An 8,925-nucleotide genomic window follows, 5' to 3' on the forward strand; every position below is an offset into this window, starting at 1 on the left:
CTTAGTCCCATTCTTCGTCCAGGAGGTTTAGCTCTTCATTATCCTGTATAACGACCCTAATTTCATGATAGGTCCAATTATCGCCTATAGCAGTAGCTTTAATAAATAAAGTCCCGGTATCCTTAGGCCCCTTAACAGGAACTTTCATATTAGCATTTTTTTCATCATCGATCCAATTAAATTCCCCTTGAATTATTCCGTTTTTTTCTATAGGAGAACCCATTTGTTCAACGATGTTAGGGTCCGCGTTGATTTTTTCAAGAGCGTATTCCAAAGGGACCGAATCTTCCAGCATAGAAGTAACTCCAAAAAAAATAGAACCAATAGAAACCCCTATAATTATCAGAACAGTCAAACACCCACCTACTGGGACAGCCCATGACCAATTTCGTTTCCACCAGCCCTGTTCAGGCAACAATTCATTGTTCATTGTTTTTCATATTGTTTTTATACATTCAAGGTAAGAACTTTTATTTTTACTCTAAATAAGAATGCCGTGGCTCAACCTATTACTATTACATCAATTGCTTCCATTTCCCCTTTGGGGAATAATGAAGAGGATATTTGGGCCAGTTATCAACATGAAAATCATCTTTTTAAAAAAGTGACTTTTGGTGATATGCCTGCATGGGTAGGTTCCTTGTCAGAATCTGGAAGATTAGAAATAGAGATACTTAGAAATAGTAATTCCAAGTATCAGAATCTGGATGATAGTGTCCTTTATGGTATTTCTTCAGCCAGGCGAGCAGTTGCATATGCAGGCTGGGGAGAAAATGAAAATTTTGGAGTTAATATTGGTTCCTCTCGCGGTGCTACAGGGCTTTTTGAAAAGTATCACAATGAGTTTTTGCGTAAGGGTTCTACCGCTGTTTTAACATCTCCGACCACCACATTGGGAAATATTTCTTCTTGGATAGCCCATGATCTTAAGTCAAAGGGCCCCAACATTTCACACTCTATTACTTGTTCTACAGCACTGCATGCGATTTTAAATGGCGTGGCATGGCTTAGAAGCGGCATGGCAGAAAAATTTCTTGTAGGAGGCAGTGAAGCACCATTGACCTCTTTTACTATTGCTCAGATGAGGGCTTTAAAAATATATGCTCAGGAAGATAATAGCGAATACCCCTGCAGAGCTCTTGACCTTGATAAAGGAAAAAACTCGATGGTCCTGGGTGAAGGGGCAGGTGCTGCATGTCTGGAATTTGGAATTGGGAAAAACGCACTTGCTATAATAGAAGGTCTCGGATTTGCCACAGAATCATTAGAACATAATATTTCTCTTTCCGCAGAAGCTCAGTGTCTGCAAGATTCAATGCTTATGGCTTTAGGAGGTCTAGATCGTAAAGAAGTTGATATTATTGTCATGCATGCCCCGGGAACTATAAAAGGGGATACAGCAGAATTTGCTGCAATTCAGAAGGTTTTCGGAAATTCCAAACCCGCTCTTACCACAAACAAATGGAAAGTAGGACATACTTTTGGTGCATCCGGAATGCTAAGCATAGAAATGGCTATTTTAATGTTGCAGCATCAAAGATTTTCAGGGGTTCCTTTTATGAAGTTTAATCCACCTCAGAAAATAAACAGAGTACTTATAAATGCGGTAGGCTTTGGTGGAAATGCGGTTAGTATTTTATTGAAAAACCCCAAAAACTGAGCTGGTAAGATCACAACAATTAAGATTTGATTTATCTTTTTTTTACGGATTAAAGATTATTTTTGATGTTTATATAAAATTCTTACATATGGGTGCAGAACGACATAACTGGACAACACAGGAGATTCTTGAAATATATAATAAACCCTTGATGGAATTATTATACGAAGCAGCCACAGAACATCGCAGGTTTCACGATCCGAATACGGTGCAGGTATCTACTTTACTTTCCATTAAGACCGGAGGTTGTCCTGAAGATTGTGGTTATTGCCCCCAGGCAGCACGTTACCATACAAATATTGAAAACAATGACTTGATGACTGTTCGGCAGGTAAAGGCGCAAGCATTGCGGGCTAAAGAATCCGGAAGTTCAAGAGTTTGCATGGGAGCTGCGTGGCGTAATGTAAAGGACGGCCATGAATTTGAACAGGTTTTAGAAATGGTAAGAACCATCAATAAACTGGATATGGAGGTTTGTTGTACGTTAGGAATGCTAACGGAAAATCAGGCAAGGCGATTGGCAGAAGCCGGTCTTTATGCTTATAATCACAACCTGGACACATCTGAAGATTATTATAAGGATGTAATATCAACAAGGGCTTTCGACGATAGATTAAAAACTATTGAAAATGTCAGGAAAAGCAACGTAACTGTTTGCAGTGGAGGTATTATTGGGATGGGCGAAAGATTAGAAGACAGAGCAGGAATGCTAGTAGCCTTATCTACGTTAAATCCTCAACCGGAATCTGTACCTATTAATGCACTGGTAGCTGTAGAAGGTACACCCATGGAGGACATTGACCCTATTTCTATCTGGGATATGATAAGGATGGTTGCTACAACCCGAATTGTTATGCCTAAAACCCAGGTAAGATTATCCGCCGGCAGAACAGAAATGACCAGGGAAGGACAGGCAATGTGCTTTTTTGCAGGAGCCAACTCGATTTTTGCCGGTGATAAGCTGTTGACAACCCCGAATCCTGATGTAAATGAAGATTTGGATATGTTTGAACAATTAGGCCTTATTCCGCAAAAACCATTTGTTAAGGCACCACAACCAAAGACGGTTGAAGCTAATGAATCGAAGTTGCAACCAATTGGTGAAAAGCCAAAATGGTCAAGACCGGAACATAAGATAGAGCGCAATGAACTTGCAAAGGCGAAATCCAATCCAGGAAGCCTGTCATAGCAAGATCATTACCATGAAACCTTTATTAGGTTTTTCGACTTTCAAATTTAATATACCTCTTAGATTTTGCATTTAAAGGATATACCAAGAGTAAAAACTATTAGCAGGGAGGACTTTATAAAAAACTATTATAAGCCTCAAAAACCTGTTGTAATTGAAAAATTCATAACAGATTGGCCGGCCTATTCTAAATGGAATTTTGATTATATGAAACAGGTCGCAGGTGATATAACAGTGCCTCTGTATGACGACAGGCCTGTTGATTATAAGGATGGATTTAATGAGCCTCATGCCAAAATGAAGATGGCAGATTACATAGATCTTATTCGACAGCAACCAACGAAATACAGAATATTTTTATGGAATTTAATCAAGGAAGCTCCACAACTCCAAAAAGATTTCTCTTATCCTGATTTTGGTTTGCGCTTAATGAAAGGTCTTCCAATGTTGTTTTTTGGAGGAAAGGATTCGCATACTTTTATGCATTATGATATTGATCTTGCCAATATTTTCCATTTTCATTTCGAAGGTAAAAAGGAATGTATCCTTTTTTCCCAAACTGAAAATAAATTTCTCTATAAAGTACCTCATTCACTAATTACGCACGAAAGTATAAATTTTTCTAACCCAAATTTAGACGAATGGCCCGCCTTGCAATACGCCAGCGGATTTAGGACCCAATTAAATCATGGAGAAGTCCTCTATATACCGGAAGGTTTTTGGCATTATATGAAATATATAACGCCCGGGTTTTCAATGAGCTTACGAGGGATTGCTCATAGCTCCAAAAATCTTAGTAAAGCAGTATACAATGTCTTTTTTATGAGACATTTTGATAATCTGATGCGAAGAATTAGAGGGCAACAATGGATTGACTGGAAAAATGACCAGGCAATAAAAAGGACGAATAGGATATTACTTTAATTTCATATTAGAAAGCTGTTAAAATAAAAATTGATGACCACTTTATCTTTTCTTTCGATTTATGATTATGTTTACATTTCTTTTAATTGTATTTAATGCATCTTGTCGAAGTAAAGTCCCACCGCGATTGTAAAAGATTCGTTTCTTTCCCAGTTGATCTTTACAAAAATCAAAAACAATATATAAGACCTCTAGATAAGGATATTGCAGATATTTTTGATCCTGTAGTCAATAAAAACTTTGAACGCGGTAACTGTGTCCGATGGCTTTTATTAAATGATGATAAAATTGTCGGTCGTATTGCGGCTTTTATTTTAAGAAAAACCTCTGCAAAGGGTGAAACTGATTCCTTTGGCGGGGTAGGTTTTTTTGAATGTATTAATGATCAAAATGCTGCTAATATATTGTTCGATGTAAGTAAAAAGTGGTTATTAGACCAGGGCGTTGAGTTTATGGATGGACCAATAAATTTTGGCGCAAGAGACAAATGGTGGGGTCTTTTAACCAAAGGGTATGAACTGGAACCCAATTATCAATGCAATTACAATTTTCCTTATTATAAGGCACTTTTTGAAAATTATGGTTTCCAGACCTATTTTGAGCACTATACCTTTTTAAAAGTAATAAAGGAAGATGTGAATCCAAGATTAGAACGAAAGGCCACCATTGTAAACAGTAATCCCGATTATTCGTTTGAACATTTTAACATGGAAAAGTTTGAAGAACAAACAGATAGTATAATTGATATGTACAACAAGGCATGGGTTAATCATGAGGGAGTTTCGGCCATATCCAGGGAACAAGGGCATTTACTGATGAATAAATTGAAGCCAATTATTGATGAAAAAATAATTTGGTTTGCCTATTATAAGGGAGAACCGGTAGCCTTCTACATAAATATTCCAGAAGTAAATCAATGGTTCAAATATGTCAACGGAAAGTTAGATCTTATAGGGAAATTAAAATTTGTTTGGCATAAGTGGCGCAAAAGAAATAAAAAAATGTTGGGATTTGTATTTGGCGTTGTACCGGCACATCAGGGGAAAGGACTGGACGGCGGAATAATACATGCATTTCATAACATGGCTAAAAGTCTATCCAACCAATATGAAGTTATTGAAATTAATGGAATTGGTGATTTTAATAGAAAAATGATTATTGTAGTTAAGCAGGTAGGAGGTGAGATATGTAAAATACATACCACTTATAGATACTTATTTGATAGAACAAAACCTTTCGAAAGAATGAAGGCAATAAAATAGAATTCTAAGTTATGCCAATTCTTCTTTTTTCCCTTTTACCTTAGCAGGAGGCATAGTTCCAAAGACTTTATCCCAAAAAGTATTTGATACACCGAAGGCCTTATCAGGATATCTGTAATGGTGCAGACTATGATGCTGCCATAAATTCTTGAATCTCTTTGGAGGTCGCATGATGTGTGTGGCCCTGTGAACAAATGAATACATTAAATAACCTGTGAAAAATCCAGGAAAAAAACCAAAGGACAATTGAGATATTCCAAGCACCCAGAAAATAGAATAAAAGAGAAGAAATAAAACACTTGCCATAATTAAGCCCGGAACGGGAGGCATTAACAAGCGTTCTTCATCTCTCGGATAATGGTGGTGTGAACCATGCATAACAAAATGAAAACGCTGAGACCATTTTGCTTCCGTAACCCAATGGAAAACAAAGCGATGTAACATATATTCCGCAAATGTCCAAAAGAAAACACCAGTAATAAAAAGGCCTATAATTTCTATAGGAGATAAACCTATTTTTATATAAGTAAAGGAAATCATTGCAATGATGGTAAGTCCATAAACAATGATATTTTGAGTTGGATTTGTTTTGGTAAGACTTTCCAAAAACGGGTTTTTGAATATTCTTGCCTGACCGTGATGAAACTCTGTTGTAACTTTTGGCTTCATATCATTTAATTTAAGCGGCAAAGTTACGAAATACAGCCCTAAATACAAGTGTTTTGTTCTAGGAACGATTAAAAATTGAAAATTTGATATTCTAGGATATAAGTTCAGTAATTTTTGAATAAACCAAATTTATTTCCCAACCCCTGTATAATAAATAGTCAGCCAACTTTTTTCTCCTTTTTTGCAGATTCTGTTCTTTAATTTGTGTTAATCTCTTTCGGGCTATCAAGTCTAATTTTTGCACATAATCTTCTTCATCTATCTCTTCCAAAGCCAGTTTTATGTTGAATTTTGATATGTTTCGTCGTTTCAATTCTGCAACGATTTTTCCTTTGCCCCAATTTTTTACATTAAATTTTCCTCTGGCGTAACTCCTGGAAAATCGTTCTTCATTTAAAAAATCATTTTGAATTAAATGAGTGGTTATAAGATCTATCGCCTCCGGAATCATTCGCATTGAACGTAATTTCGTTATAACCTCCAAATGGCAACGATCCTGATAAGCGCAATACCTTTCTGCCTTTTTTTTGGCTTCATTAATCGAATAAGATTTTTGAGAATAATTCATAATGAGGACAATGATAACAGTTTTATTAAGAGGCTATACACAGATCCATATTTTTACAATTATTATTCAGAGGCTGTTTTAACTTCAATGACCGGGTCTTTGGAAAGATAGAATATTTGATTTTCAGTGGTGGTTATTTCTGCATTACCTTTTACTATCTCGTAATTTCCATTTTCTATTTTTGGAAGCACTATTTCCAATGTCCAGTCATTTTCTGTTTGAGTTACTTTTACGGTGGTTATTTTATCTTTTTTCTCAAAGAAAACAGAAATTTTGTTTTCTGCGATAATTACATTTTCTAAAGTTGCTGAATTCCATTCATCGGGCATTTGAAGCATAATCTGCACCTTTTTTTCTGATGCCGTGGGTCTGATTCCGAAAAATTGATGAATTATTGGAATTGCAAAACTATAGATATTCCAAGCTTGAGTAATCATTCCATAATCTGGGGAAACCTCATAAATACTTCCTGGAAGGGCATAACTAAATGTGCGGGTCATCCGTTTAAGATAATTCAATGCATTATTGGGCCTTCCATAATTATTTTCTGCAATTGCCAGAACACCAGTTGGAAGGGTCATTACTGCACCTGTATATGAAAAGATTTTACTTCCTTTAAAGGAACCGTCATCAGAACCTGCGGAAGCATCTCTGTCTATACCTGTTACAAAAACACCGAAAGGATTTACAAAATTCTCAGATGTTTGAAGCGCTTTTATTGCTTTATCATTCTCTGCGATTTTCATTTCCATTGGCGTATTTACTACCCAGTTATGATGCAGAACAAATGGCCTTAGTTCCTTAGAAGGGTTCCTAATGATAGATTTTTTAGTCTCTTCTAATTCCTCAATTGCCCACGGCTTGTTTAGGGTGTCTGCTCTTATTATTGCATCATCTATTAAATGTAAAGCCTGTTTATCTGTTCCAATAAAGTCTGCATAAGAGTTAAAATCTTCAGACCAAAAGTCTATATTAATTTTGTCTTTTAAAGTGCGCGCTATTTTCCCATAATCTGAGGCTAATGAATCCTCTCTTAGTTCTTTAGCCATTTTAGAAGCATCAGCAAAAGCTCTTTGGGTATAAACAGCTACATCTATCATTTCACTATCAAGGCCGTGTATTTCCATCATACCGAAACCATCGGGGAAAAGATTTTTGTTAGAATCATTTTCAGACATTAACCAGTTTAGTCCTTTCTTAACTGTTGGGAAATACTTTTCCAAAAATTGTAAATCTCCGTTCCATAGATATATCTGCCATATTAATGATGCAAACTGCGGAGTTTCGTTAATATTTCCCTTGTTAAAGACAGCACCATTTGTAGACATTTCGTGAAGGATTCTGCCATTGCCATTAACTGCTTTGGAAACACTATCCAGGAGATGAATTGTTTGATAAACGATATCTGATTGACCAATAGCCATATAACCTTGTAAGGCATATTCACTATCTACCCCAAACCACCATGGATAATCAGGAATTCCTGCAGTTATTCCTCTTCCAATTTCAGGAACATCCCTAATTAACCAATCACAATTATATTTTAGCCATTCAAATGCCTTTTGCAATTCCTTGTCGGGAATTGTCAGCTTGGATTGTTCTGCTAATTGACTATACCGTTGTTTTTTTGATATAAGGTAATGGGTACTTTTATTTTGAATGGAATCATAAGTAGTTAATGCTTGTTCTTTGGATTGATAAGAACCGGCTATGGTAAAATTTATTATTTTAATTTCATTGGGTTCCAGGGAAATTTTATAGGTCAAATTACCTGATACTCCCAGGCCATGATGAATACTTTTTTCAAAACTGTATTCAGATGGTTGCATATGTGAGCCGAAAATCACATACCATGGATTTTTGTTGTCCTTTATAAGCCATGCACCGGAATTCTTTAGAAATTCTGCCTTGTCTTCACTATCTATCATCCCTGTTCGCTCTCCAAGCCAAACAGGTCTTAAATCGGAAAATCCGCTGAATATAAAGTCAAAATTTTGTGTTTTTTCTGATAGGCTTTTCAATTTATATTGAATCAGAAGCCCTTCCTTGCCATCAGGCACAAATTGAAAGCGTTCAATTTGTAGGTTATTTTCACTAAGATTATAGGTATGTTTATTGGCATATGGATAGTTGACAAAAGAAGTTGCTGAATCCAATTTTAAACTTTGATCTCGCCAATCCAGCCTTACCTCAAACCCGTCCATTAATTTTATCGGGTGATCCCAGATACCGCCCATTTCGCCTTTAACATGCCATCCCAAATCAGGGAATGACCCATTTTGGTGACCCACCATATATACTCTATCCCCGGCTGTAACATATGGAGAATTTAAATAGTCAATTTTACCATTTATAAAGGGGCTGTCTTTAATTATTTCCGAAAAATTGTCATTGTCAGGAGTGTGGGTACAAGAAATAATAAGTAAAAATAGCAGCAAAATTATACTGGTCAGATTTTTCATGATTTTGGTTTTGACTAAAGCCTATTAGCAACAAATTTATGAATAACGGTTATAATTCAATAAAACAGATTTTCAAATTATAGGGCGAAACATATTATTGATAAGGAGTGTTTTTTGATACGGTTCCCTATATAAAAAAAAAAGCGACTCCGTTTTGGAAGTCGCTTTTTTTTATGTAATATTTTTGCCGT

At 36.0% G+C, this 8,925-nt stretch carries 8 protein-coding genes; 4 read left to right on the forward strand and 4 right to left on the reverse strand.

Annotation, left to right across the window (positions count from 1 at the left end; translation table 11 throughout):
* Position 1: 1 nt before the first annotated feature.
* Complete coding sequence (locus WBM60_RS08235; RefSeq protein WP_424260214.1) at positions 2–430, reverse strand: cytochrome c oxidase assembly factor Coa1 family protein; 429 nt, start codon at positions 428–430, stop codon at positions 2–4.
* Between the two features lie 66 nt (positions 431–496).
* Here WBM60_RS08235 and WBM60_RS08240 point away from each other — a divergent pair, with 66 nt between their 5' ends.
* The 4 genes from WBM60_RS08240 to WBM60_RS08255 all read left to right on the forward strand — a co-directional run bounded on the left by WBM60_RS08240 (position 497) and on the right by WBM60_RS08255 (position 5,035).
* Positions 497–1,660 (forward strand): beta-ketoacyl synthase N-terminal-like domain-containing protein, encoded by a 1,164-nt coding sequence (locus WBM60_RS08240; RefSeq protein ID WP_424277530.1) that lies wholly within the window; start codon positions 497–499, stop codon positions 1,658–1,660.
* Between the two features lie 88 nt (positions 1,661–1,748).
* On the forward strand, positions 1,749–2,849 hold the full coding sequence (gene bioB / locus WBM60_RS08245) for a biotin synthase BioB (RefSeq protein WP_424260210.1): 1,101 nt from the start codon (positions 1,749–1,751) through the stop codon (positions 2,847–2,849).
* 66 nt (positions 2,850–2,915) lie between these two features.
* Positions 2,916–3,773, forward strand: a complete 858-nt coding sequence (locus tag WBM60_RS08250) for a cupin-like domain-containing protein (protein WP_424260208.1) — start codon at positions 2,916–2,918, stop codon at positions 3,771–3,773.
* 95 nt (positions 3,774–3,868) lie between these two features.
* Positions 3,869–5,035 (forward strand): hypothetical protein, encoded by a 1,167-nt coding sequence (locus WBM60_RS08255; RefSeq protein WP_424260206.1) that lies wholly within the window; start codon positions 3,869–3,871, stop codon positions 5,033–5,035.
* 9 nt (positions 5,036–5,044) lie between these two features.
* Here WBM60_RS08255 and WBM60_RS08260 read toward each other — a convergent pair whose 3' ends face one another.
* The 3 genes from WBM60_RS08260 to WBM60_RS08270 all read right to left on the reverse strand — a co-directional run bounded on the left by WBM60_RS08260 (position 5,045) and on the right by WBM60_RS08270 (position 8,734).
* Positions 5,045–5,704: a sterol desaturase family protein gene (locus WBM60_RS08260; RefSeq protein ID WP_424260204.1), complete on the reverse strand. Its 660-nt coding sequence runs from the start codon at positions 5,702–5,704 to the stop codon at positions 5,045–5,047.
* Positions 5,705–5,795: 91 nt separating this feature from the next.
* A complete protein-coding gene (locus tag WBM60_RS08265) occupies positions 5,796–6,272 on the reverse strand; it encodes a regulatory protein RecX (RefSeq protein WP_424260202.1) in 477 nt (158 codons plus the stop codon).
* Between the two features lie 62 nt (positions 6,273–6,334).
* Positions 6,335–8,734 carry a glycogen debranching protein gene (locus tag WBM60_RS08270; protein WP_424282953.1) on the reverse strand — a complete coding sequence of 800 codons (2,400 nt, stop codon included), beginning with the start codon at positions 8,732–8,734 and terminating at the stop codon, positions 6,335–6,337.
* Between the last annotated feature and the right edge of the window lie 191 nt (positions 8,735–8,925).

The sequence above is a fragment of the Eudoraea sp. genome, from assembly GCF_049669105.1.
GTDB lineage: Bacteria > Bacteroidota > Bacteroidia > Flavobacteriales > Flavobacteriaceae > Eudoraea.